Source organism: Neorhizobium vignae, from assembly GCF_000732195.1.
Classification (GTDB): domain Bacteria; phylum Pseudomonadota; class Alphaproteobacteria; order Rhizobiales; family Rhizobiaceae; genus Neorhizobium; species Neorhizobium vignae.
The window spans coordinates 24,662-49,908 of record NZ_JNNU01000025.1; the positions used below are offsets into that span (position 1 = coordinate 24,662).

Sequence of the window (25,247 nt, forward strand, 5' to 3'; positions counted from 1 at the left end):
TGGTTCAAAGCCGTGTCCGACGACGATAAAGACAGCAAAACAGAAAACCCGACCGCCAAACGGATGTCGGAAGCGGCGGACAAGGGTAACGTCCCGGTCTCCCGGGAGGTACCGCTTTTCGCCTCTATGCTGGCGTTCTATGTCTTTCTCGTCTTCTTCCTGCCCTCGAACATCGCAAAAATGGCCGAGACACTGAAGGACCTTTTCGAACAGCCGGATCAGTGGCGGCTCGAAAATTCGACGGACGTCGTTTCGCTGAGCGTCCATCTCGGCTGGGCGATCGCGGCGTTTCTCGTTCCGGTGATGCTGCTCTTTATCATTTTCGGGCTTGGCTCGTCGTTCGCGCAGAACATGCCGTCAATGGTTCTCGAGCGCGTGCGGCCCCAGATTTCCCGTGTTTCGCCCACCAAGGGTTTCGGGCGGATTTACAGCGTTCCGGGTTTCGTCGAGTTCGGAAAGTCGATCTTCAAGATCCTGATCGTGGCAGTGATCATGTATTTCGCATTGCGCGGCGAATATCTGTCCTCGCTGGATGCGATGTTCTCGGATCCGCAGGTCATCCTCGTAAAACTGGATGCAATTATCCGCCAGATGGTGGTGGTTGTTGTCCTGTCGGCGGGGATACTTGCCGTCGTCGACGTCCTGTGGACGCGCTACCACTGGTACAACGAACTCAAGATGACCAAGCAGGAGGTCAAGGACGAATACAAGCAGGCGCAGGGCGACCCGATCGTCAAGCAGCGCCAGAAATCGGTTGCGCGCGATCGTGCCCGCCGGCGGATGATCAACAACGTGCCGCGCGCCACCCTGGTGATCGCCAACCCGACTCACTTTGCGGTAGCGCTGCGTTACGTGCGCGAGGAGAACGACGCGCCGGTCGTCGTCGCCAAGGGCCAGGATCTGATTGCCCTCAAGATTCGCGAAATCGCCGAGCAAAACGACATCCCCATTTTCGAGGATCCGCCCCTGGCGCGCTCCATGTTTGCGCAAGTCTCGGCGGATAGTGTCATTCCGCCAGTCTTCTACAAGGCTGTGGCAGAACTCGTGCACCGGGTCTACGCTTCCCGGTCGCAAAAAAAACGGACACGCTGAGCGTCATGAAGAAATGCACCTACTCCACCGAACGGGAAGAAATCGTTGCACAAGCAATCAGCCCGGTGGCTTCGGAACTTCGCCTGCTCGATGCCGGCGATCTCATCTCACTTCTACGTCTAGAGTGCCACGGCAGCCTTGCCGATCTCGTGTCCTCAGCAGCCGAGCTCTATTTCCATCCGGGGACCGTCAGTTTCGGCGCCGGCGGCGACTACAAGCTCGAATGGAACGGCAAGCCGGAAGTCGTTCTGGACCTCGAAATCAAGCCGCGCGGTGTTTCGGTTTATGCGCGTCTGACGCTGGCTGACCAGCTGGCAGCCCTCGAGATCGACCACATTGCGTTCCAAGCCCCCTTCGAGGATCCCCACGACAACACAGCTTTCCTGGCAAAGAGCCTCCAGGAAGCCAAGTTCGTGAAGACCAGCAACTCGCAGATGTGAGCCGGGGCGCCCCACCCCGGAGGGCGAAAAAGACGGGTTCTTCTCAGAACGGTTCAGTGGATATAACCGAGCCTTATCGCCTTGGCGATCGCCTGGATGCGGTTGACCGAATCGAGCTTGATGGTGGCCGAGCCGAGATAGGCGTTGACAGTGTGGACGGAGAGGCCAAGCTTTTCGGCAATCTCTTCGCTGATGCGACCGTCGCCGGCCAGCTGAAGGCAGGCAATCTCGCGTTCGCTCAGCGATTCCGCCGGAACGCTGCGGCGCTCGTCAAGTGCCAGGAGGTCCATGACCACCTGGCAGCTCTTGACATGCTGGTCGATGATGACATCGCTCACCAAATCCATCGATGCCCCGAAGAAAGCGACGTAGCCGTTGCCGAGGGCGCCCAGGCGGACAGGAAAGGCGATACCCGAAAAGGGAACGACGCCGGGATCCAGGCGATGCGTCAATGGCGAAAATTCGCCAGCATCGGCAAAACTGGTATTCTCCGATCCGTTCCAGATCAGCGGCAGGAGCGACGTTTCGATATGCTCCAGCAGCGCCTCGCCATATACACCGATGAGCTGGTTGCTGCTCTCGAGCGCGCCGGCTCCCCAGTTTTCGAGCTCGCATACAAGCTTACGCTTGTTGGGCAGCCCGGCGCCGGCAATCCGGAAAACCGCAAAATTCCGCGCCTTCAGGTTTTTCTGCATGGCGACGAGCTTCGGAAAGATGTCTGACCGGCTCGATGCGCGCTGGAGGCGCAGATACTGGATGCTTCCAGGTCCGTCTGCCGTGCCGCTGCGCGAATAACCCATTGAAATTATTTTCCTAAACTAAGTTGTTGCGAACCGCGTAGGCAATCGCCTCGGAGCGGGTCTTGGTTGCCGTCTTGCGCATCACGCTGGTGATGTAATTGTTGATCGTATTGCGGGATATGCCGAGGATCACGGCGATCTCGTCACTGGTCTTGCCCTCCGCAATCCAGAAGAGACATTCCAGCTCGCGTTCCGTCAGTTCGAAATCACGCTCCGTCCTGGCATCGGCATTCTCTCCAAAACTGGCGCCATAGGCAGCGAACAAGCCCACCTCCCTCAGTCGTTCCTGCGACAGGATGATGCCGTCCAGGAACAGCAGCATCAGGGAGAAACGCGTCCTGCCGACGCAAAAGGTCAGCGCGCAGTACTGCCGGCTGATGTCGTCAGGCGGCACGATGTCCTCAGGCAACAAGGCAAAGCTGGGTGTCAGAAGCGAGAGGCATTTTTCCAGTTCGGTGGAACGCGCGTAACCGCTTGCGAGCTCCGAGCCCAGGCGCCGTACGAGATCAAAGGGCCAGTTGGAGGTAACTATGAAATCGAGGCCCTGTTCCTGGATTAGGTCGTAGCGGGCCAGCAGAAAATGAGAAGCGCCGACGTAATCCGCGAGCAGGCGCATGACCGCCTGAATGTTGTTGGAGCCGGCCAAAACCGAAAGACGGCGAACCAATTGTTCACGCGAGAGTCCTCTGGAGCCGGCAGACTCCGCATAGGAGCGCCCCTCCGTCATCATTTCTACCCCCGACAACTCCATTCGGTACCTGCTCCCCACCACGTGGCGCATTCATCATGAATACCCGCATCGCGGCATGTTGTGATTCCCATACAACCCCTCCAGCGCCGAAACGATCCCGGATTAAGCAAATACATCAAGAATAATGGCGGTAGCCGCTTGCCCTCGTCGTAGACCCCGTGAGTTTCAGCAGTTCCACCCCTTTGGACCTCTGGAAGTGATTGTACGAATCAAGGCCATTGTAGGAGACGCGTTACGAATTACCATCGCCCCGACATCGGATTTCCCCAGTTGCGCCATATTCATGCTGATTCGCTGTATATATAAATTAGCCAAGTGTGCGGCGGGGCTGAAAAGAAATGGGCCGGACAATGTCCGGCCCATAGCGATCATATTTTCGTGATACCCGATCAGGCTGCCTTTTCGAGCGCCCACTTGCGAAGAATCTTGGCGGCGCGCTCTTCGGAGATTTCGACCATGCGGGCCAGGCGCTTTTCGGGACCTTCCTTGACGCGGCGGTTGAAGCCCTCGTCGTCGCCACCGCCCAGCATGTCGTTCGAGCTGTCGAAACCGAAGTCGGAGCCGAACCCGTCCATGAGAGCCGGGCTGCCGGTCGTCGGCGAGAAATCCGGAAGTTCGAGACCTGCACCGTCCGACGCTTCGCCGGCGACGCTGTTGCCGCTGACGGTGCGGATGAGCGGGCGAAGACCGAGCCAGACCACCAGGAAAGCAACCAGCACGAAGGCCAGCGAGTTGATGATGCCCGCGACGTTCCGGCTCAGCATGTCCATCAGGCCCGGGCCGCTGGAGGCTTCGCTGAGCAGCTGGTTCTCCAGGAAGTCCATAGCCGTCAACGTGACTATGTCGCCGCGGTTGGCATTGATGCCGGCTGCGGATGCCACGATCTTCTGCATCTCAGCGAGATAGGCATCGACCTTGGCCTGGTCGGCCGGCTCGCCGACCATTTTCGCGATACGACCCTTGTTGACGACGACTGCGACCGAAACCTTCTCGATCTGATAGCTGTTGCGCGTCGTGGCGACGGTCTTCTGGTTGATTTCGTAGTTGGTCTGCTCTTCCTTTTTGTCGGACTGATCAGACGATTTCGGACCGTTCGCCCCACCCGGAGGCGGAGCGGCCTGCGGCACGTTCTGCTCCACGGTCGTGGCGTTGTCGTCCTGGGTCTGCTGCGATTTCGACGCTTCCTTGGTGGTGCGGACCGAGCGTTCGACGCGGGAGTTCGGATCGAACACCGTCTCGTTGATCTGCTGGCTGTCCGTGTTAAGGGCCGCCGTGACGCTGGAACGGAAATTGTCCATGCCGAGGAAAGGCGCCAGCGCCTTGTCGATATTGTTTTCGATTTCCTGCTGAACGTTCTGGACGATGCTCAGCGACTTGTTCATTTCGCTGCCGCCGTATTCGTCGCCTGATGCGAGCAGCTGACCGGCGGAATCGAGAATGGTCACGTCGTCCACGTCGAGGCCGGGGACCGCGGAGGCGACAAGGTGGCGAATGGACGAAGCAGCCTTGCGCCCCGTTGTCGAACTGGCCCGGATCATTACCGATGCCGTCGGTTTCTGCTCACCCCTGCGGAAGTTGCCGACATCCGGCATGACGATGTGAACGCGGGCAGCGTTGACGCCGTTGATCTGCTGGATCGAGCGGCCGATCTCCCCTTCGAGGGCGCGAACGCGGGTGACTTCCTGCATGAAGGAGGTCAGCCCGAGCGAACCGACATTGTCGAAGAGTTCATAACCGGCATTGGTGCTGTTCGGTAGGCCCCGCTCGGCCAGCAGAAGCCGCGCCTTGCTTGTCGAGCCCGCAGGAACCTGAAGGCTCGAACCGTCCGTACCGACCTGGAAGGACATGTTGGCCTCGGCCAGCGCGATGCTTACCTGGTTGAGGTCGGCCGTATCAAGACCGACATAGAGCGTCTCGTAAGCCGGCTTGTTAACGAAGAGGGCCGCAGCAATGACGATCGCAATTGAAACGACGCCGACAGCGCCTAAAGCAATAAGTCGCGTCTGGCCTAAACCGGCCAGATTTTTAAAGACTTGTGAAAATTGAGCCAACAGATTCATTCTGTTCCCACATCGCCAACTAGGTATTCGAGCCTATGCTCAATCGCACCTTAGGAAGCGAAGCTTGTGCGAGCGTTTCGCGGGCACATGGTTTTGGCGATTGTGGATGGGATCGTGAGACTGGCGAGTGTCCCGGCCGTCATGGCCGAAGCATGCCTGTCGGGGCTGGCGATCAGAAGAAATCGAAATCGCCGGCTGCCTTGCTCAAAGGCTGGGAATGGCCGTGGCGCATGCCGTTGGTGAGCGCCTTCTGCATGTCGGCGAGCTTGACGAGATTGAGGGCGGTCGAGACATCGACCATCCATTCGCTGGGAATGCCGCCGGTGATCGTATCGACGAATTCCGCAAGGCCGCGCGTCTTCTGGACGGCAAGGTCGATGCCCTGCAGGACTTTCAAGCTGTCCGGCGACTGAAGGATCGTTTCGCCGCCGAGCTCCAGAAGCTGCGGCTCGACCCGTTCGATCAGGTATGCGACGTCATGAAGCTCCGAGACCAGGCGCATCAGGACTTCTGGAAGAGATTCCTCAAAGGGAGCGATTGGCGTCTTGACGGTGTCGTTCATGGCTTCTTTCGCCCCGAGAATTGACTTCTTTAAAAGAACTCGATTGAGCTCTCGACCGGCTTCGACGGCGTGCGTACCGGACGCTCCTCCATAGCCACCGTTCGTTGAGTTTCGGCACCGGTCAGCGGATACTGACGAGCCCGGCCGCTCACCGGCCAGAACTCGAGCTTGCGCCCGTGTTCCCCGCCCGTTGAGGAACCGACCACCGGAATGCCTTCGTCCTTTAGAAACTGCATTGCGAATGCGGCATTCTGTTCGCCGACATTCGAAAAGCTGGCAATCGTCTTGGCGCCGCCGAAAATCTTCGCTTCCAACCGGTCTCGCCGGGCACCCTGCTTCAAAAGTCCGTTGATCAGCAACTCCATCAGATGCACGCCATAACGCGTTGCATCGCCGCCCGAGGTCATGGAGCCGCCGGATCCCGGAAGCAGGAAGTGGTTCATGCCGCCGATACCGGCGACAGGGTCGCGAAGACAAGCAGCCACGCATGAACCCAAAATCGTCGAGAGGACGGCATTCGGGTCGTTCAGGACCTTAAATTCCCCCTGGATGATATGGACACGCCTGACTGCAGCGGCGTCATTCATTTCAATGCTCCAAACACCGCTTCGATAGCGGCCTTCATCTTTTCGATCGTAAACGGCTTGGCGAGAACGTTGTTGGCGCCGAGCTGGGCCGCTTTCTGAACCAGGGCGCGGTCACCCTGAGCGGTCAGGATAATGAACGCGGCCTTCTTGGTGTTCGGATTCGCGCGGACGGCCTGGAGAAAACCGATCCCGTCCATCTTCGGCATGTTGAAGTCCGAAATAACGAGATGGTGGGGCTGTTCCGCCATGATCTTCATGCCCTGCTCGCCATCGCCGGCCGCAGTGATCTGTTTGAAGCCGAGCTGTGTCAGGGCGTCGCTGAGCAGCAGGCGGCTGGTGACCTGATCATCAACGATCAGAACTTTGATTTTTTCAGCGATAGACATTTATTCGGTACCTTCTTTTCGGGCGGCAGTTAACTTCAACACTTCTTCTCCTATGGAGCCTAGCGGCAGTTGCTGCTCGACGGCCCCCATTTCATGGGCAACCCTCGGCATGCCGTAGACCACACACGTCTTTTCGTTTTGCCCGATCGTGCGTGCGCCCGCGCTACGCATTCTGAGCAAACCTGCAGCTCCGTCGCGGCCCATGCCCGTCAGGATAACCCCGACTGCATTGCGACCCGCCAGATCGGCGACCGAGTCGAAAAGGACGTCCACCGAGGGCCTGTGGCCGTTTACCGGCTCCTTTTCGATCAGCCGGCAACATGGCGCCGACGGATTGACCACCTGCAAGTGCCGTTCGCCACCAGGCGCGAGGTAGATCTTGCCGATCTCCAGCCGCGCGCCATCGGTGGCTTCCTGCACCACAGGAGCGCAGATACGATTAAGCCGTTCAGCAAAACTTTTGGTAAACGTGGAGGGCATATGTTGAGTAATTACGGTCGGTGGGCAGTTTTGCGGGAACTTTTGCAGCACCGCGATGAGGGCTTCAACGCCTCCGGTTGAGGACCCTATGGCCACAACCTTCCGGCCGACACGGTATTCCGCGGCGGGTGCCGCTGCGATGACCGGCGCAGGCCCGTTCCGGCGTGGACCTGACCGGGCTGCAGCCTTGACCTTTTCGGCAAGATCCATGAAAGGGCGAACGTCGCCGGGAGCCGGCTTGCCGACACAGTCAAAGGCGCCGATCTCGAGAGCGGCCAGCGTCGCATTGGCACCCTGGTGCGTCATGGCGGAAACCATGATGACCGGCATCGGGCGCAGGCGCATGATCTTTTCGAGGAATTCCAGCCCGTTCATATTTGGCATCTCGATATCGAGGGTAACGACATCGGGATTGAGCTGCTTGATTGCGACGCGCGCTTCCAGCGCGTCGCCGGCCTGGCCGACGACGTTCACCTCCGGATCGGAATTCAGGATGGCCGTGATCAGGCCGCGCATGGTCGGGGAATCGTCGACGACCAGGACCCGTGCCGGAGCGCTCATGCCTTCCTCCCTGCATTCTTACCGGTATAACGATAGGTCGTGATGCCGATGTTATCGAACAGGTTCTTCGCGTCGCCGGAGACACGTTCGGAGTGGCCGATATAAAGATGTCCGCCTTCAGGCAGCAGCGAGGCAAAGCGGGACCAGATTTTCATCTGCGTCGGCTCGTCGAAATAGATGACGACGTTGCGGCAGAAGATGACATCGAAATTGCCCTTGAAGGGCCATTGCGCCATCAGGTTCAGCTCGTTGAAGGTGATCAGCTTCTTGACGCGCTCGTCGATCTGGAACCTGCGGCGTCCGCCGGCATCGACCTCCCGGAACCACTGCTTACGCATGGCGGGCGTCATGGTCTCGAGCGCGTTGTCGTCGTAGACGCCGGCGCGGGCCGCGGCCAGGATCTTCGGATCGATATCGGTCGCCAGGATGCGGAAGTCGAGATCGGCCGCATTGGGAAGCAGCGACAGTGCGGTCAGCGCAATCGAATACGGCTCCTGCCCGTCCGAACATGCGGCCGACCAGATGCGCACGCGACCGCCGCTCTTGGCGCGGTTGATCAGACCCGGCAGAACCTCATCGCGCAGGTGCTCGAAGTGATGGTTCTCGCGGAAGAAACGGGTGAAGTTGGTCGTCAGATGCGACAGCATCTCGCGGCGGGCGGCAGCACCTTCGGGCGACGCGACCAGAACGCAATAGTCCTTGAACCCGCGCAGCCCCAAAGCCCGGATATGCTTGGAAAGGCGGGAATAGACGAGCGAGGCCTTGGAATCGTTGAGATAGATCCCGGCATCGGCGTAGATCATCGCCGAAATATCGGTGAGGTCACGACGCGTCAGCGGATATTCGCCGCTTGCGAGGACTTCATCCGGTGACTGTCGGCTTTCGATGGCGCCCAGGGGCTTCATGCAACTTCGCTTTCCGTGTCGGGGAAGAGGGCATCCAGCTCGATCATGCAGATCATCCGCTTATCGATGGCGAGAATCCCCCGGGCATATTGTCTCTCCAGGTCGGAAGATACTTCCGGTACTGGCTGGATATTCTCGTCGGTAATCGTAAGGATATCGGAAACGGCTTCGACGAGGAGACCGACAACTTTGGTCTTCATCTGCGCCACGATGATCACATGGCGCGCCGTCGGCTCCGCATCCTTCATGCCAAGCCGGGCCGAAAGGTCGACGATCGGCAGAACCGCGCCGCGCAGATTGATGACACCCAGGACATAGGCCGGCGCATGCGGCAGCGGCGTTGCCTGCGTCCATCCGCGAATTTCGCGGACGGACATGATGTTCACGCAAAATTCCTGATCGCTGATGCGAAAAGCGATCAGCTCCTTGCTTCCCTGGATCAGATTCTTCACGGCATACGACATATCAACTCAACCCGTGGCGGCTAACGACATTTCAGGTTTCATGGACTGGCCTCGCGACGCTGCGACGACCGCATCGACATCGAGGATGAGCGCGACGCGGCCGTCACCGAGAATGGTGGCTGCGGCGATGCCCGGGACATGGGTGTAGTTCGCTTCGAGCGACTTGATGACGACCTGGCGCTGGCCTTGGATGGCGTCGACCATCAGTGCGCGCTGTCCGCCGCCTTCCGATTCCACCAGCAGCGCGACGCCTTCGACCGGATTGGCCTGGGTGGTGCGGTAGTTGAGGACGCGACCCACGTCGACCAGCGGGCAGAACGAGTTGCGGATCGAGATCAGCCGCTGATTGGCGCCGAAGGAATGGATGGCAGAAGCTTCCGGCTGCAGCGTTTCGACGATCGCGGTGAGCGGCACGACCAGCGTCTGGCCGGCAACCGTGACCACCATGCCGTCGAGTACGGCGAGCGTCAGCGGCAGGCTCATGGTGAAGGTCGAGCCATAACCCGGCCGCGACGAGATCGAGATACGGCCGCCGAGTGCCTGGATCGACCGCTTGACCACGTCCATGCCGACGCCGCGACCGGAAATGTCGGAGATCTTGTCGGCGGTGGAGAAGCCGGCCATGAAGATCAGGTTGTCGATCTCGTCGTCCGACAGGTTGGCGTCGGCAGCGATGATGTCGTTGTCGATTGCCTTCTGGCGAACGCGCTCGCGGTTGATGCCGGCGCCGTCGTCGGCAAGCTCGATCAGGATGCGGCCCGAACGATGTTTCGCGGTCAGCTTGATCGTGCCTTCCGGGTCCTTGCCGGCGGCTTCGCGCTTTTCGGGCGATTCGATGCCGTGGTCGACGGCATTGCGGATCATGTGGGTCAGCGGTTCGGCGATCTTGTCGATGACCGTCTTGTCGACTTCGGTGTTTTCACCTTCGGTGACCAGGCGGATCGACTTGCCGACCATGTCGGCCACTTCGCGAACGATACGCGACATGCGCTGGAAGACCGGCTTCACCGGCTGCGCGCGGATCGCCATGACCGAGTCCTGGATCTCGCGGGTGAGCTGCTGCAGCTCTTCGAGGCCCATGTTGACGGCCGAAGTACCGGTCGCGTCGTTCTCGACGACGCTCTGGGAGAGCATCGCCTGGTTGATGACAAGTTCGCCGACGAGGTTGATGAGACGGTCGACGCGGTCGAGGTCGACGCGGATCGTCTGGCCCGCGCCGGCAGCGGCGGCTGCCGCATTGTTCTGGGCAGCGGCACTGGCGGCGGCCGACTCCTTCTTCTCGGCGACGCGCGCGGCCCTGGAGACGTTGCTTGCGGTCTCGGCGGCGGACAAGGCCGCGGCGACGGCTTCTTCCGAAGCGCCCCGTTCGCTGGCCGTTTCTTCTTCTCCGGCCGAGGAATCATCCAGGATCGAAAGATCGAAGGGAACCGGAACCATCGGCAGTTCCTCGTTGGAAGATGCCTCTTCGGCAAACTTCACTTCGAGGTCGCAATCCCATTCCGCGAATTCGAAGACGGCGCGGATGTCGTCTTCGCTCCGGGTGGTCCGGATCGAGATCTTCCAGCTGAAGTAGGACGCTTCCGGATCCATCCTGTCCAGCGCAGGCAAAGCATCCGTATCGCAATTGATGCTCATCTCTCCCAGACGGGACAGGTCGCGCAGCAGAAGCGCCGCCTCGTTGCCCTTGGAATAGAGCTCGCGGCGCGGCTTGAAGATGACCTCGTAGAGCGAACCTTCGACTGCCGGCTCATCGTCCTCGCCGAAACCGTCGAACGAGAAGGGGATCGGCTGGAAACCGCTGTCGTCGCTCGGCTTGGGAAGCTCCACTTTCGCGGCGGGAGCAGCCTTTGCGGCCGGTTTCGGGGCGTCATGGCCGGAGGAAGACGGTAGCTCGCCATGGGCAAGCGCCTCGAGTTCCTTGACGAGGCTGCGGCTTCTCGACTCATCGACGCCGCCGCCGTCACGCGAAGCAGTGACGAGGTCGGCGAGCACGTCGGCCGATTTCAGCATGACCTTCAAGACGTCCTGCGTCGGCTCCAGCTTGTTGGAGCGCACGCAATCGAGAGTCGTCTCGAAGACGTGGGCGAAGGAGACCAGATCGTCCAGACCGAAGGCACCGGCGCCCCCCTTGATGGAATGAACGGCACGGAAAACGGCGTTCACCGTTTCGGGGTCGCGATCCCCGTCGTTCAGCTTGAGAAGACCCGACTCCAGTTCAGCGAGCTGCTCTTCGCATTCCTGAAAGAAGATCTCTTTGATTTCGTTCATATCCATCGGGGGAATTCCTGGCTCAGGCGGTTACACGCTCGATCGCATCAATCAGTTTGGCAGGATCGAAAGGCTTGACGATCCAGCCCGTCGCGCCGGCCTGCCGGGCCCGGTTCTTCTTCTCGGCATCGCTTTCCGTCGTCAGGACGAGGATCGGGACAGCGCGAAATTTTTCGTTACGGCGAACGCCTTCGATGAAACCGAAGCCATCGAGGCGCGGCATGTTGATATCCGTGACGATGACGTCCGGATTGCAGCCCTCGAGGACTTCGAGGCCTTCAACGCCGTCTTCCGCCTGAATTGTTTCAAAACCTGCGTTATTCAGGGTCACCAGAAGCATGTTCCGGATCGTCCGTGAGTCATCCACGGTCAGTACTTTTTTCTTCATTGCTAGATCTCCTTAGCAACCAAATTCTGGTTATTGATGCCGATAAGTTGCATCGTCTTCTGAAATGCATCCGAAGCCTTCTCCACGAGGAGGGACTTCTTGTCTTCTTCCCAAGCCTTGACGCCGGCGAGCAGAACCTGGGCGCACTGGACACCAACGCGCTCGACGCCCGACGCATCGATCCTGAGATCGCTGCCGCGCATGGAGACCAGCTTGCCATGCAGGTTCGAGGCCTCGTTGAGGTCCAGCACCGCGGCCAGCTTCAAACTTGCAGGTCCAGCCTTCTTTGCTGCCATCAGCTTATTCCTTGTCGTTTCTGAAAGATGTATTCGCCTTCATCCGCACGATCGGAAGCCATCGGCGCGATCGGGACGAGAGTCGGCTGGGGTCTTGGCGCTGCCGGACGGCGCGCATCCGCATAACGGTTCTGTCGTTCGATCCGGAACTCGCGGACCGTCCGTCCGAGTTCCAGGATGACGGTATGGAGTTCGTCGGCGCCTTCGCCGGCGCGGGACGCGAGCCCCGCATTCGAGGCGACATGTTCGCTGACCGAACCGATCTCGAGGGTCAACCGGTCAAGACCGACGGCCTGCTCGCCGGTGTCGCGGGCAATGCCGGCGATCGCGTCATTGATATCGGAAACCTGGCGGACGATGCCGCCGATCGCTTCCTGGGTGCGGTGAACCATCTCGACACCCGCATCCACCTGGGACTTGGTGCCGTTGACGAGCGTCTTGATCTCGCGGGCCGCATCGGCGGAGCGCTGGGCAAGCGCGCGCACTTCCTGGGCGACGACCGCAAACCCGCGGCCCGTCTCGCCCGCGCGGGCCGCCTCGATGCCGGCGTTCAGCGCCAGCAGATTCGTCTGAAACGCGATGTCGTCGATGACGCCGATGATCTCGCCGATCTTTTCGGCCGAGGATTCGATATCCGCCATGGCGTTGATCGCCCGGCCAACGACCTCACCGCTTGCCTCGACCGAACGGCGGGTCTCGGCGGCGGCTTTTTCGGCAGCGGCCGTCTCGGCGGCACTTCCCTTGACCCTGGCCGTGACGTCGAGCAGCACGCGTGCCGCCTCCCTGAGGCGGGCCGACTGTTCTTCGGAAGCGGAGGCGAACGAGCGTGCACCTTCGGCGAGCGATTGAGTGAGCGCACCAGCCTTCTGGCCGTGTCCATCGGCGGTCTCGACCGAGGAGCGCATGCCGGCGACCGCCTGGTTGAGAAGATCGGCGAGCTCGCGATAGACATCCGGCACATCGGCCGGCAGAGAGGCCGTCAGATCGCGGTCGGCAAGTGCTGCGATGACGTCGGTAAAGGTTTCGATCGCCTGCGCATGATCTGCTTCGCGCTGTTCGGCGAGCGCGCGCTGGTGCTTCTGGCGCTGTTCGTTGAAACGGAGCGAAACGGCAATCTCGACATCCACCATCACCAGGCGGGTAATCGCGCCAACGAGGTCGAGCAGTTCCTGCTCGCGCTTGCGGCCGCCCGGCAGCAGCGATTTCGGAGCGAGATCGACGATCGCGCCGGCGATCAGATGTTCGAGCATTACGGCGTGACCAGCGACGTGCCAGCGCGGATCGAGGCCCATGCGGCTCTCGGCGTCCGAGAGAACCTTCACCCGCTCGGCGTAAAGCGCATCGAAGCGGGCATCGGTCAACACGCCCCAATGGGAAGCCTGCAGGTCGTGCAGCCGTTCGATCTGCTGCTCGCTTTCGAAATTGCGAGCGGCTTCCGGAAAGGATTGAAAGCGGTGAAAAAGGTCGCGAAGGCCGGTCTTCAGATGCCGGTCGAGCTGCGGGCGGCAGCGGCGCAGCAGATCGCGCAGTTCGCCGTCGAGGCCGGCAAATGCCAGTCTCTCGCCCAGGCTACCTGCCTGGCCACGTCGCGCCTGATCCGATGGCATTTCCTGCACCAAAGCCGTCCCCAAATTAATCAAGCCAATCCCCGGAGAGGATCGGCGGCATGCGAGCTGCTGTCGCCAGCGCCTGGATGAACGGGGATGCTCGCCAGACCGGATCAATATCCGTCGGGCATGGGCAACGCGGTCACCACGGCTTTGCTGGATTTTCATGAGCGGATACCGGATTGGACCGGTACGGCTTTGCGGCTTCATGCCTGGTGGGAGACCGCAGTCGTCCCATTTCGCCGTGGTCTCTAATATGTATGGTTAATTCCTTGCCTGAAGGTTAATGGAAGGTGCAAGGATGCCTGTTTTGCTTCAACCGGGTGCATATTACCCGCTATAGGCGCATTTGTTTCGGCACTACGCGGAGCTGCGTTTTCTCAGTTCATCGCCTGAACGTCGGCGAGCCCGCGCAAGCCCGCCTTGTCGCCCATATCGGCGAGCGCCTGGAAGATGCGAGTGGCATCGGCAAGCCGGCCGAGGTTGAGGTGCGCATAACCGCGCAACGACATGAGATCGGACTGTTCGGGCGCGATCTGCGCCCGCTGGTCGAGCGCCAGCAACGTTTCGCGATAGCGTCCGGCCTTGAAGGCGTTAACCGCGCGGTCGGAGAGAATCGCGGTCTGCAGCTCGACCGCACGCTGGTTGGTCTGGGCCGAGTCGGCCGCAGCGACAGATGCCTTGTCCGTCAAACCCGCGCGCAGATAGGCGAGGCTCTTGCCGTAAGCCGCATCGGAGCGAGCAGTAGCCGAGCTGCTCGCATAGGCGGCATCGAATGACTGTGCTGCCTCCAGGGGGCGGTTGAGATCCATCAGGCACCAGCCTCTGGCCAGCGCTGCTTCCGGCGGAATCCGGCGAGGATCGAGCGTAGTCGAGCATTGCCCGCGTCGGACAGCGGCTTGGCCGGGGACCCTCACGGTCCTGTGGATCGGCTGGGGCGCAGCCCGCGTCACGCCGGTCCGGGCGACCGGCCTAGCCTCATCCGCAGACGGTCCGGCGGCAGGCGCATTCGCTCTCGAGCCATCGCCGTTCGGCCTCGATGCGACCGCGGGCTGCCGGCGCGGCGCTTCCCGCTCGATCACCGGTTCACCCAGTCGTGTGATGCGTTCGGACCGGTCATTCCAGGCTCTCTGGATCTGGGCGACGCCCGCCTTGTCGCCGAGGTCGTTGCGCGTCAGGGCGAGGCCATAGGCGGACGATTCGTCGTCCGGCTTCCAGGCGAGCGCCGCCTGGAACCATTCGGCCGCCGTTTGCGGCTGTTGCATGGCGCGGGCGTACCAGCCGAATTGCTGGGCCGCATCCGCATTGCGGGCGGTTATCACCATCGGTGCCATGCGGCGCAGGACATCGTCCTGCAGCACCGGCGGGGGATCGAGCGCCAGCAGGTTGGCGACGGCGGCGAGATAGGCTTCCCTGGCGCCGTCGGAGGTTTCGCGCCAACGATAGAGCACGGTTTCCGCTTCCACCGGCGATTTCTGCGCGACCAGCGTCAGTGCCAGCCCTTCGGCGGCCGATGCGGTCTCCTCCTTGTTGAAGGCGCGGCGGAACCAGCGCTCGGCCCCGCCGAGATTGTCACGGCGATAGAAATACCAGCCGAGCATCAGCGCATCAGAACCCTTGCCGTCCGCTTCGGCGAGCCGCTCCAACCGGGTCAGGTATTTTTCAGGCACCACGAGCTTCGCATCGGTATTGCCAGCTGCCACCAGCCGTCGCGCAATATCGTCGCGCAGCGGCTCGAATTCCGGTTGGCCGCCCGCCGGCGTCCGCTCCTTGGCAAGCAGGTCCTCCAGCATATCGGGCGGCAACACCCCGCTCGCCTTCTGTGCGGTCGCGAAACGCTCCGAGGAATCGTCGCAGTTGTCGAGGATATATGTGTAGGCGTCGCGGGCGCGACCCTGCCTGCCGGTCACGGCGAAGGCTTCGGCCACCCGCCACAGGATATCGACTTCGCTGCAGGTGAGCAGGCCGGGATTGTCGGCCGCCACACGGATCACTGCGTCATGGTTTTCGGCGTCGGAAGCCGTGACCAGACCCACGCGCGCCTCGGCAAGCTTCAGACGGTCGAGAAGATCCGCCGGCGGCTGCCAGCCGGGTTCCGTCGCCTGGCGGTCGGCGATCGCCTTGCGGACATCCGCATAACGGGATTGGGCATAGAGTGCCCACATGTTTTCGAGCTGGCGGTCGGTGTTGATCTGGACCGCCAAAGGATCGGCCGGCGGGGTCCAGTTCGGGTAGAGCGCCCTGAGACGGGAAATCTCCGCCTGCAGGCGGGCGGTATCGCCCCTCGCCGCGAAATAGCGCAAGGCGCTTTCGTCGACCGTCGGCTGCTGGCCCGGCGGCACGGCGGCGGCTGAAATGACCTGCTGCGGGTTGGCAGGCGGGACCGGTGGGGCGGGCTGGGCTGCTGCCGGCGCCTGGGCGATGACCAGCGACGAAGAGCCGGGTCTGGCAGGCCTCGCCGTATTCTGGTTGGGATAGAGGAGTTGGGCGACGACGCGCTCGGTCTTTTCAACGGGCGGTGCCGGTGGACGTGGTCCCTTGGGCGGAGAAGGAAGCGAATTGACGGAGCTTGTCAGCAGGCCAGGATCCACCGCCGGCTGACGGCTCAAACCATACAACCCCACGGCGCCAATGCCCAAAATCGTCAATGAGATCAGCGAAAACCGCATACTCACTCCGCTATCGTCCTTACTCCCCGTCTACGCCTCATGCTGCGGGCTTCGGCTCGTCGCGCCATCTGTTTCCAAGCAATGAACCGATATGGTTAACGAACAATTTAGACTTACCTAATCAAATGGCTGAGTCGGTCCAGGCAATCGGTTCTGCTGCAGCTCGCTGCAACGAACGGTCGCCGGGGACCTCCCACGGACAATGAATGTCCGCGACTTATCGGTATTGTTTGGCATGGCGGAAAAGCATCTGGTTCGTAAACAGGAAATGAGCGACCTCGGCCATCTGGGTGCAGCGGTTCTGTTTTGCGGGCTGCCGCTTCTGGCTACCGGCTGCGCCGGCCAACCCGTCCAGATGGGTACGTTTGCCAGGAACCTGCCGGCCGAACAGGCCATGGTCCTGCCGCCGCCCGCCGGCCCCGGGATCGTCAGTGTCATCGAACGGCGCTACGACAACGCCGTCGATCAGGACATCTTTCTCTATACCTCAGCCCTGACCCCTGGGCAGAACCTGCTAAAGGCCCAGTTCTTCGGGACCGTCAGCCCTTTCAGGCTCAGCGACAACAAGCTCACCTCGACACCGGTCACGGAAGCCGGGATTGCCTCTGAGATGCGGCGAACGCTGCCCGGCGTCCGGATGGTGCGTTCGTCCTTCTTCGTCCAGAACAATTACGGCCCGTTCGGCTACGCCTTCGGGCGAGGCGCCGGCAACGACCTCTGCATGTATGGCTGGCAGCAGGTCCGTAGCCCGTCCGGGACGATCTCGCCGCTCGCGAACCACGGCTCGATCCAGATCCGCGCAAGAATCTGCGAGGCGAACGCCACGGAACAGAAGCTTCTGGCCTTCATGTACAATTACACGATCACCGGTGCGGTGGATAACGGCAGCTGGAACCCCTATGGGGAACCGCAGCCGGTCTCCCCGAGCCTCGGCGGGGTCGGTGCACCGATCTATCCGCGGCCGACTTCAGCCGAGCCGATCGTTCCGGTATTGCCGCAACGGACCAGTGCGGTCCCTACCCGTTCCGGGCCGACCCCTGCCACCCAGTCGACGCCGCCGGCTGCGGCGGCTGCGGCCGCAAGCGTGTCCTCGGCGGCGGTGCCCGTGGTTTCGGTGCCGAGGCCTGTCATGACACAGACCGCAACGGTCAGGTCGCAGATCACGGCAGAACCGTCCGTCTCGCGCGCACCGCTCGTCCCATCGCCGTCGGGCGTTGCGCAGCAAACCGGGCGGGTGAGTGTTCCATCGCCTTCCTGCACGGACGTGACCAGCGGGGCCGCCAATGCGTGCCGATAAGCCGAACAATTCCGATCGATCGATGCCCGGATCTTCCGGCTGCTGGAGATAGCCCAGGATGCGGACATTCCTTGCTGCGGTCATCTGGGCACTCGCGAGCGCATTGATCATCGCGCTCGTGACGCTGCCGATCAATACGCGCACCCAGCTCATCGCCAGCATTCTCGTGGTCAGCGTGATGGGCGTGATCCGGCTGCTCAAGGCAGGGGGAAAATGGCGTCTCGTGGCGCTCGCCTTCGGCACCGCCATGGTGATGCGCTACGTCTACTGGCGCACGACAAGCACATTGCCGCCGGTCAACCAGCTCGAGAACTTCATTCCGGGGCTGCTGGTCTATCTCGCGGAAATGTACAGCGTGCTGATGTTGGCGCTTAGCCTGTTCGTGGTTTCCATGCCCCTGCCGTCGCGCGCTCCCTATGGACGACGCGACCGGGAGCTGCCGACCGTCGACGTCTTCGTGCCGAGCTACAACGAGGACGAGGTGCTGCTTGCCAATACACTCGCCGCCGCCCGCAACATGGATTACCCGCCGGAAAAGCTGACCGTCTGGCTGCTCGACGACGGCAGCACGCTTCAGAAGCGCAAATCCGCCAATGTCGCCGATGCCCGCGCCGCAGAAAGCCGGCACAAATTGCTGCAGCAGCTTTGCGACGATCTTGGCGTGCGTTACCTCACTCGCGAGCGCAACGAGCATGCCAAGGCCGGCAACCTCAACAACGGGCTCAAGCATTCGACAGGATCGCTGATCGCGGTCTTCGACGCGGACCATGCGCCGGCCCGGGACTTCCTGCTGGAGACGGTCGGTTATTTCGACGAGGACCCGAAACTCTTTCTCGTCCAGACGCCGCATTTCTTCCTGAACCCGGACCCGGTCGAGCGTAACTTGCGCACCTTCGAAAAGATGCCGAGCGAGAACGAGATGTTCTACGGCATCATCCAGCGCGGCCTCGACAAATGGGACGCGGCCTTCTTCTGCGGATCGGCGGCAGTTCTGAACCGCAAGGCGCTCGAAGTGTCGAACGGCTTTTCGGGCGTCAGCATCACCGAGGACTGCGAGACCGCGCTCGACCTGCACAGCCGCGGCTGGCACAGCCTCTATCTCGACCGGCCCCTGATCGCCGGCCTGCAGCCTGCCACCTTCGCAAGCTTCATCGGCCAGCGCAGCCGCTGGGCCCAGGGCATGATGCAGATCCTGCGCTTCCGCTTTCCGCCGCTCAAGCGAGGCCTCTCCCTGCCGCAGCGGTTCTGCTACATGTCGTCGACGCTGTTCTGGCTGTTTCCCTTCCCGCGCACGATCTTTCTCTTCGCGCCGCTCTTCTACCTGTTCTTCGATCTGGAGATTTTCACCTCGTCCGGCGGCGAGTTCATGGTCTATTCCTTGACCTATATGGTCGTGAACCTGATGATGCAGAACTATCTCTACGGGGCGTTCCGTTGGCCGTGGATTTCCGAACTCTACGAATATGTGCAGACGGTTCACCTCCTGCCCGCCGTCGTCTCGGTCATGCTCAACCCGCGCAAGCCGACCTTCAAGGTGACCGCCAAGGACGAGTCCGTCTCCGTCAGCCGACTTTCGGAAATCAGCCGGCCATTCTTCGTGATCTTCTTCGTGCTGCTCGTCGCATTTGCGATCAGCGTCTACCGGGTCTATGCCGAGCCCTACAAGGCCGACGTGACCCTGGTGGTCGGCGGCTGGAACCTGCTCAACATCATCCTGGCCGGTTGCGCGCTTGGGGTCGTGTCTGAACGGGGCGAACGGCAAGCTTCGCGGCGCGTCAAGGTCAGCCGCCGCTGCGAGTTCGGCGTCGGCGACCGCTGGTTGACCGCCACGATCGAGGACGTCTCCGTGCATGGCGCCGGCGTGCAGGTCTATACGGAAGGGTTCAAGGATATCGCGGCCGGAAAGAGATGCATTCTCCGATTCCAGCCCTATAGCGACCTGCCCATCAGCGACCTGCCGATCGAGGTGCGCAACGTCGAGACGATCGGCGACGTCTCCACGATCGGCTGCCGCTACCTGCCGGAGCGGGCGACCGACCACCGGCTGATCGCCGACCTGATCTTTGCCAATTCCGCTCAATGGACCCAGTTCCAGGTCTCGCGCCGGCACAATCCCGGCCTGGTTGCCGGTACATTGTGGTTTCTCGGCCTCGCGATCTACCAGACGGCCCGCGGGCTTTCCTATCTCGTCCGCAACACCGGACGGGATAACGCTGCCGGCGGACAGAAATAGGAGGGCATGATGAAAAAGGCTCTCGCAATCGCAGTTCTTCTTTTCTCCGCAGGCATCGCGCCGGCCCAGACGCCCGCGCCGTTCAACATGGGCCCGGAGCGGCCCCAGGCCAGGCCGCCCGCGGCTCCTCCGGGCCAGCAGACGCCCGCATCCCGGCCGGCATCGCCGGCTCCCGGACCGGTGCAGACGCAGATCCCGCTGCCGCCGCCTCGCGCTCCCGGCCAGGCCCCGCCGACCCCTGCCCCGCCACCGGCAACGGCACCTTCTCCGGCGACGCCCGCACCAGCCGCACAGCCGGCAACGCCGGCGCGGCAGCCCGCAGCCCTTCCCGCGGAGCTTGCCGGGCGGCATTATCTGGTGCCCGAGAAGAGCCTGCGGCTGAACGGCGAGGCCGATCAGCGTTCATGGTCGATTTACCTGACACCCGAACAGGCCGCAGCTCCGGCAAAGCTCAACCTCGGCTACCAGAATTCCATCGTTGTCGCGCCGGAGGTCTCCGGACTGGCGGTCACCATCAACGACGTGCCGGTCTATGCCAATCCGATCGCCTCGCCCGATCAGATCAGCGACCGCGTCCTCGATATTCCGGCGGGCGTGCTGAAAGCCGGCATCAATCTCGTCCGCTTTCGCGCCGACCAGCGGCACCGCACCGACTGCACGATCGAATCGACCTTCGAACTATGGACGGATATCGACCCGCAGCGGACGTTCCTGACGTTCGGCGCGAGCGGAACGAACCGGCTTTCGCGGCTCGACGACATCCGCGCCGTCGGCGTAGATGGAAAAGGAGGCACGCGCTTCCGGCTGATCGTGCCGGCCCTCGACCAACTCGGCGCAACCGACATGCTGATGCGGCTGACCCAGGGGTTGGCGCTGATGGGCGGCATGCCCAACCAGTCATTTGCGTTCGAGAAGACGCCCAGCGCATTGCCGAAGCCCGGGGAGCTTGCGATCTTCGTCGGTACCCGCGACGAACTGCGGCCACTGCTGCCGGCTCTGCCGCCCGCCGCCGCCAATGCCGCCCTGGCGAGTTTTCTCGACTATCCCGGCGTCCACGGCGCCTCGGCCCTTGTCCTATCCGGTCCAAGCTGGCCGGCGTTGGAAGGCCTCATCGAAAGCTTCGTCGCTGCCACCGACGGTTCGGCCACGCAGCGGCGCGAGACGCTGTCTACTCAAGCCTGGCACGGCCTCGATACGCCGTTCCTGTTTTCGAACGCGGCAATCGATTTCGCGCAGCTCGGGATCGAAAGCCAGGAATTCGCCGGCCGGCTGTTCCGCACCCACTTCACGATCGGCGTACCGGCCGACTTTTATGCCAATGCCTACGGGGAGGCGCGCATCCTGCTCGATGCCGCCTACACGGCCGACGTTCAACCCGGCAGCCACATCGACATCTTCGTCAACGGCGATATAGCCTCGACCGTGCCGATCACCTCCTCAGGCGGCGCGATCCTGCGCCATCTGCCGATCAAGCTCACGCTGCAGCATTTCAAGCCGGGCGTGAACACGATCACCGTGGAAGCAGCGCTCCTGACACGCCAGGATATCGCCTGCGCTCCGGGCAGCACCGCCGACAGCAAGGCGAGGTTCGCGCTCTTCGGCAGCTCGCAGTTCCAGATGCCCGACTTTGCCCGGATTGCCCAGGTACCCAATCTTGCCGCCACTGCCGGAACCGGTTTTCCCTACCGGATTGGCACCGAACCCGTTTCACTGTTCCTCGGCCGGATCGACGAACAAACCCTGTCGGCGGCGGCGACCTTTCTCGGAAAGATGTCGATCGCCTCACACCACGTGATACCGGTCGACGTCACCCTATCGGCAGCGCGGGTCGCCGGAGCGAACGCGCTCTTCATCGGCTCCATCTCGGAATTCCCGGCCAATATCCTCACGCAGCTGAAGATCGACCAGGAGAGCCGCAACAGCTGGAACCCGGCGGGGGTCTCATCGAACACGTCGGCCAGAAGCTCGCTGACCCTGCAGGACTGGCAGCAGCGCGCCGGCAACAACTTCTTTTCGCAGCAGTTCAGGGCGCTCGGCGACTGGGCGAAGGACAATTTCGACCTCAGCATGGCGATGCTGCGGTTTGCCCCGGCCACCGACGAACTCTACAAGCCGTCGCAGACGGCGAAGCTGATCATCGCCCAGGAAAGCGACCCGACCGAACTCGGCACCTGGACCGCGATCATCTCCCCCGATTCCGCGTCGCTTGCAGAAGGCATGCAGGCTTTTTCGGCGCGGGAGGAATGGGACAGGCTGAAGGGCCGCATCATGATCTATGAAGGCGCTGACAAGGAACCGCACGACGTGCCGGTAAGCTGGTTCCGGTTCATGCCGACGCAGCCTTTCTCGCCGGGAAACGCGCGGCTGATCGCGGCGAACTGGCTGTCGGACAATATCATGTCCTATGCCCTGCTGCTGGCCGCCGGTGGCGTGCTGCTCGGACTTGCGACCGGCGGACTGCTGTCGCTGCTCGGCCGCAACAGATAATCCTTCGGCTCAGGGCGCCATGCCACCTTTGCCGGTGAATTTCCTGCTGACATGCAGCGAGCCGGAAAGACCGAACCGCCAGGGCAGATCGACGGCCTGGGAGATGCCTATCCGCCGACCGGTGACGATCAATGGCGGTGTTTGCGGCAAAGCGAGCTCGAACGGAGGCGCAGACAGCGACAGGCCGTTGTGCTCAATGGTGATGCCGAGCGCCTGACAGAGGCGGCCCGGACCGGAACACAGGAGCAGCGGATCGGCAAGGCGGCGCCTCTTCTCCATCTCCTCAAGACCTCTGACCGGCTGCAGCGCCCTGATCAGCACGGCGCTGCCGGGCCGGCAGACGAAATTCAGGCACCAGTGAATGCCGTAGGAACGATAGACATAGGCATGCCCGGGTGGGCCAAACATCATCGCGTTCCTCTGCGTGGGACCCCGAAAACTGTGGGATGCCGGCTCATCCCTCTCATATGCCTCCGTCTCCACGATCACGCCGCCCGCACCGGAGACATCGAGCTCGACGCCGATCAGGTCCCGCGCCACCTCCACGGCGCCTCTATCGAAAAACTGCTGGTCCATAAGAACGCCCGTCTCGCTGCCGGTTGCATCCATAGACGGCGAGGCATGGCTTGTCTTCCCCGCCGCCGGCTTGACTTCCTGCAAGGCCCGCAGCGGTGCGCAGATGTTGTTGCGGGGATGCAACAGGCCCTAACTTGCTGTTTGCCAAGTCAGCACGGATTTGTGGACGCACATTTTTGTGCATTGCCATGAAAACGCTCCGGGTGTCGTATTAGGTTTAGAAACATCTTGATTCTCAATAGATTGCCGCAGCGTTTTCAATCTTTGCGGCAGTCGAGCAGTAGCGCAACCCTGACTGGAGTAGCCTATGCCGCGTGAATCCTTGTTCGATGCCTTCACCAGGAACTACGAAGCCCGGCGCGAGACAGACATGTCTATCGCCGAGTATCTGGCGCTTTGTAAAAAAGATCCGATGGCCTATGCCAACGCGGCCGAGCGGCTGCTGGCGGCGATCGGCGAGCCGCAGATGGTCGATACGGCCAGGGACGCCAGGCTCGGCCGTATCTTCATGAACCGCACCATCCGGGCCTATCCGGCGTTTGCCGGGTTCTACGGCATGGAAGAGACGATCGAACGAATCGTTTCCTTCTTCCGGCATGCGGCGCAGGGTCTCGAAGAGCGAAAGCAGATTCTCTATCTGCTCGGCCCGGTCGGCGGCGGCAAGTCTTCGCTTGCCGAGCGGCTGAAGCTGCTGATGGAGGCCAACCCGATCTATGTGCTGAAAGCCGGCGACGACATCAGCCCGGTTTTCGAAAGCCCGCTCAACCTCTTTGATCCGGTCACCATGGGACCGATGCTGCTCGAACAGTACGGCGTTCCGACACGGCGTCTCAGCGGGCTGATGAGCCCGTGGTGCCTGAAGCGGCTCGATGAATTCGGTGGCGATATAACCCGCTTCCGGGTGGTGCGCCTGCAGCCCTCCCGACTGCGCCAGATCGGGATCGCCAAGACCGAACCGGGCGACGAGAACAATCAGGACGTCTCCTCGCTGGTCGGCAAGGTCGACATCCGCAAGCTCGAAAACTACTCCCAGAACGACTCGGATGCCTACAGCTATTCCGGCGGGCTGAACCGGGCCAACCAGGGCGTGCTCGAATTCGTCGAGATGTTCAAGGCGCCCATCAAGATGCTGCATCCGCTGCTGACCGCGACGCAGGAAGGCAACTACATGGGCACCGAGAATATCGGCGCCATTCCCTTCTCTGGCGTCATCCTTGCCCACTCGAACGAGGCCGAATGGCAGAGTTTCAAGGCGAACAAGAACAACGAGGCCTTCATCGACCGCATCTGCGTCATCAAGGTGCCCTATTGCCTGCGGGTGGACGAGGAGCAGAAGATCTATGAGAAGCTGATCGAGGGGTCGGAGCTGGCACACGCCTCCTGCGCGCCGGCGACGCTTGAAATGCTGGCCCGGTTTTCGGTGCTCTCGCGGCTGCGCAAGCACGAGAACTCGACATTCTTCTCCAAGATGAGGGCCTATAACGGCGAAAGCCTTAAGGAAACTGATCCTCGCGCCCGCAGTGTTCAGGAATATCGGGACGCGGCCGGCGTCGACGAAGGCATGGACGGAATATCGACACGTTTTGCCTTCAAGGTACTCGCCTCGACCTTCAACCACGACACGACGGATATCGGCGCCGATCCGGTTCACCTGATGTACGTGCTGGAGCAGGCCATCCGCCGCGAACAGTTTCAGGAGGAAACCGAAAAGCGGTATATCGAGTTCATCAAAGCAGACCTTGCCCCGCGTTATGCAGAGTTCATCGGCAACGAGATCCAGAAGGCCTATTTGGAATCCTATTCGGATTACGGACAGAACCTCTTCGATCGTTACGTCGACTATGCCGACGCCTGGATCGAGGACGTCGATTTCAAGGATCCGGACACCGGGCAGCTTCTCGATCGCGAACTCCTGAACCAGGAACTGACCAAGATCGAAAAGCCGGCGGGAATCGCCAATCCGAAAGATTTCCGCAACGAGATCGTCAAGTTCTGCCTGCGCTCGCGCGCCAATAACGGTGGCAAGAACCCGTCCTGGGCGAGCTATGAGAAGATCCGGGAAGTGATCGAGAAAAGAATGTTCTCCCAGGTGGAGGATCTTCTGCCGGTCATTTCCTTCGGATCGAAAAAGGACGGCGAAACAGAGAAGAAACACAGCGAGTTCGTGTCGCGCATGACGGCGCGCGGCTACACCGAAAGACAGGTTCGCCGTCTGGTGGAGTGGTACATGCGGGTCAAACAGGCAGGTTAGTGTCTGTACTCAATTAGGATTTGGAACGCAGCATGCAAGAAAACCGTTCAGTTCCTTAAATACACAAAGGTGGATTTGACCTCCATC

The 25,247-nt window shown here is 61.6% G+C and carries 21 protein-coding genes; 6 read left to right on the top strand and 15 right to left on the bottom strand.

Going from position 1 to position 25,247, the window contains the following annotated elements:
• The first annotated feature begins 12 nt into the window (after positions 1–12).
• Together flhB and GQ59_RS26630 are read left to right on the top strand one after the other, a co-directional pair.
• Positions 13–1,092, top strand: coding sequence for a flagellar biosynthesis protein FlhB (gene flhB, locus GQ59_RS26625; RefSeq protein ID WP_037087098.1), 1,080 nt, complete (start codon positions 13–15; stop codon positions 1,090–1,092).
• A gap of 5 nt (positions 1,093–1,097) precedes the next feature.
• Positions 1,098–1,532, top strand: a complete 435-nt coding sequence (locus GQ59_RS26630; protein WP_037087099.1) for a BspJ family T4SS effector nucleomodulin — start codon at positions 1,098–1,100, stop codon at positions 1,530–1,532.
• A gap of 53 nt (positions 1,533–1,585) precedes the next feature.
• Here the strand turns inward: GQ59_RS26630 and visR are convergent, their stop codons facing one another.
• From visR to GQ59_RS26700, 14 genes are all read right to left on the bottom strand, one after another.
• On the bottom strand, positions 1,586–2,332 hold the full coding sequence (gene visR / locus GQ59_RS26635; RefSeq protein ID WP_037087100.1) for a transcriptional regulator VisR: 747 nt from the start codon (positions 2,330–2,332) through the stop codon (positions 1,586–1,588).
• Positions 2,333–2,345: 13 nt separating this feature from the next.
• The gene (gene visN, locus GQ59_RS26640) at positions 2,346–3,062 is read right to left on the bottom strand and encodes a transcriptional regulator VisN (RefSeq protein WP_244448078.1); all 717 of its coding nucleotides are present in this window, start codon (positions 3,060–3,062) and stop codon (positions 2,346–2,348) included.
• A gap of 410 nt (positions 3,063–3,472) precedes the next feature.
• Entirely contained in the window at positions 3,473–5,143 is a 1,671-nt protein-coding gene (gene fliF, locus GQ59_RS26645) for a flagellar basal-body MS-ring/collar protein FliF (RefSeq protein WP_037087104.1), read from the bottom strand.
• 172 nt (positions 5,144–5,315) lie between these two features.
• The gene (cheT, locus tag GQ59_RS26650; RefSeq protein WP_037087105.1) at positions 5,316–5,705 is read right to left on the bottom strand and encodes a chemotaxis protein CheT; all 390 of its coding nucleotides are present in this window, start codon (positions 5,703–5,705) and stop codon (positions 5,316–5,318) included.
• A 29-nt stretch (positions 5,706–5,734) separates the two neighbouring features.
• Entirely contained in the window at positions 5,735–6,292 is a 558-nt protein-coding gene (gene cheD / locus GQ59_RS26655) for a chemoreceptor glutamine deamidase CheD (RefSeq protein WP_037087107.1), read from the bottom strand.
• Positions 6,289–6,678, bottom strand: coding sequence for a response regulator (locus tag GQ59_RS26660; RefSeq protein WP_037087108.1), 390 nt, complete (start codon positions 6,676–6,678; stop codon positions 6,289–6,291). The genes cheD and GQ59_RS26660 overlap by 4 nt, the downstream gene beginning before the upstream one ends.
• Positions 6,679–7,719, bottom strand: a complete 1,041-nt coding sequence (gene cheB / locus GQ59_RS26665) for a protein-glutamate O-methylesterase CheB (protein ID WP_037087109.1) — start codon at positions 7,717–7,719, stop codon at positions 6,679–6,681.
• Positions 7,716–8,624 carry a protein-glutamate O-methyltransferase CheR gene (gene cheR / locus GQ59_RS26670; RefSeq protein WP_037087110.1) on the bottom strand — a complete coding sequence of 303 codons (909 nt, stop codon included), beginning with the start codon at positions 8,622–8,624 and terminating at the stop codon, positions 7,716–7,718. Before cheR ends, cheB begins: the two co-directional genes overlap by 4 nt.
• Positions 8,621–9,088, bottom strand: a complete 468-nt coding sequence (locus GQ59_RS26675) for a chemotaxis protein CheW (protein WP_037087112.1) — start codon at positions 9,086–9,088, stop codon at positions 8,621–8,623. Before GQ59_RS26675 ends, cheR begins: the two co-directional genes overlap by 4 nt.
• Positions 9,089–9,094: 6 nt before the next feature.
• A complete protein-coding gene (locus tag GQ59_RS26680) occupies positions 9,095–11,362 on the bottom strand; it encodes a chemotaxis protein CheA (RefSeq protein ID WP_037087113.1) in 2,268 nt (755 codons plus the stop codon).
• A 16-nt stretch (positions 11,363–11,378) separates the two neighbouring features.
• On the bottom strand, positions 11,379–11,744 hold the full coding sequence (cheY1, locus tag GQ59_RS26685) for a chemotaxis response regulator CheY1 (protein WP_037087114.1): 366 nt from the start codon (positions 11,742–11,744) through the stop codon (positions 11,379–11,381).
• Positions 11,745–11,746: 2 nt separating this feature from the next.
• A complete protein-coding gene (locus GQ59_RS26690) occupies positions 11,747–12,040 on the bottom strand; it encodes an STAS domain-containing protein (protein WP_037087115.1) in 294 nt (97 codons plus the stop codon).
• A complete protein-coding gene (locus GQ59_RS26695; RefSeq protein ID WP_152564471.1) occupies positions 12,040–13,647 on the bottom strand; it encodes a globin-coupled sensor protein in 1,608 nt (535 codons plus the stop codon). Before GQ59_RS26695 ends, GQ59_RS26690 begins: the two co-directional genes overlap by 1 nt.
• 380 nt (positions 13,648–14,027) lie before the next feature.
• Entirely contained in the window at positions 14,028–16,316 is a 2,289-nt protein-coding gene (locus GQ59_RS26700; protein WP_037087117.1) for a hypothetical protein, read from the bottom strand.
• A gap of 235 nt (positions 16,317–16,551) precedes the next feature.
• Here GQ59_RS26700 and bcsN point away from each other — a divergent pair, with 235 nt between their 5' ends.
• Genes bcsN through GQ59_RS26715 form a run of 3 tightly spaced genes read left to right on the top strand, consistent with a single transcriptional unit; the run spans position 16,552 to position 22,333 of the window.
• On the top strand, positions 16,552–17,613 hold the full coding sequence (gene bcsN / locus GQ59_RS26705) for a cellulose biosynthesis protein BcsN (RefSeq protein ID WP_051904225.1): 1,062 nt from the start codon (positions 16,552–16,554) through the stop codon (positions 17,611–17,613).
• A 58-nt stretch (positions 17,614–17,671) separates the two neighbouring features.
• The gene (gene bcsA / locus GQ59_RS26710) at positions 17,672–19,846 is read left to right on the top strand and encodes a UDP-forming cellulose synthase catalytic subunit (protein ID WP_037087118.1); all 2,175 of its coding nucleotides are present in this window, start codon (positions 17,672–17,674) and stop codon (positions 19,844–19,846) included.
• A 9-nt stretch (positions 19,847–19,855) separates the two neighbouring features.
• Positions 19,856–22,333 (top strand): cellulose biosynthesis cyclic di-GMP-binding regulatory protein BcsB, encoded by a 2,478-nt coding sequence (locus tag GQ59_RS26715; RefSeq protein ID WP_037087119.1) that lies wholly within the window; start codon positions 19,856–19,858, stop codon positions 22,331–22,333.
• Between the two features lie 9 nt (positions 22,334–22,342).
• Here GQ59_RS26715 and GQ59_RS26720 read toward each other — a convergent pair whose 3' ends face one another.
• Positions 22,343–22,909, bottom strand: coding sequence for a DNA-3-methyladenine glycosylase (locus GQ59_RS26720; protein WP_152564472.1), 567 nt, complete (start codon positions 22,907–22,909; stop codon positions 22,343–22,345).
• Between the two features lie 307 nt (positions 22,910–23,216).
• Between GQ59_RS26720 and GQ59_RS26725 the strand changes: the two genes are divergently transcribed.
• Positions 23,217–25,160 carry a PrkA family serine protein kinase gene (locus GQ59_RS26725; protein WP_037087120.1) on the top strand — a complete coding sequence of 648 codons (1,944 nt, stop codon included), beginning with the start codon at positions 23,217–23,219 and terminating at the stop codon, positions 25,158–25,160.
• Positions 25,161–25,247 lie beyond the last annotated feature (87 nt).